At 45.6% G+C, this 518-nt stretch carries 1 protein-coding gene; it reads left to right on the forward strand.

Annotation, left to right across the window (positions count from 1 at the left end; all coding sequences use genetic code 11):
- Positions 1-87 precede the first annotated feature (87 nt).
- On the forward strand, positions 88-518 hold a 431-nt coding region (gene nrdR / locus R7Z47_RS26840; RefSeq protein ID WP_318131025.1), incomplete at its 3' end, for a transcriptional regulator NrdR.

Genomic DNA, 518 nt, shown 5'->3' on the forward strand with positions numbered 1-518 from the left:
CTCCTTTTTGTTTTCTCTCACATATCAATTCCGCTACACTAGTCTGGCTTTTGGGACGGCCCCAATGGCACGTTATTTGGAGGTGATATGCATTGTCCTTTTTGTTCAGAGAACGATACAAAAGTAATTGATTCCCGATTGGTTGCGGATGGTCATCAAGTCCGTCGCCGCCGCCAGTGTTTAGCCTGTAGTGAACGTTTTACTACGTTTGAAACGGCAGAATTGGTCATGCCTAAAGTCATTAAGTCGAATGGCAATCGTGAACCATTCGATGAAGATAAAATGGTCGGTGGCATTCAGCGCGCATTAGAGAAACGTCCGGTAAGTGCCGACTCTATCGAGCTTGCAATCAGTATGATTAAGTCGCAGCTCCGCGCAACTGGCGAGCGTGAAGTACCGAGCCAAATGATTGGTAACTTGGTTATGGATCAGCTTAAAGAGCTCGACAAAGTGGCTTACATCCGTTTTGCATCGGTTTATCGTAGCTTTGAAGATATTCGTGAATTCGGCGAAGAAAT

The sequence above is a fragment of the Vibrio sp. 1641 genome, from assembly GCF_033339995.1.
GTDB lineage: Bacteria > Pseudomonadota > Gammaproteobacteria > Enterobacterales > Vibrionaceae > Vibrio > Vibrio alginolyticus.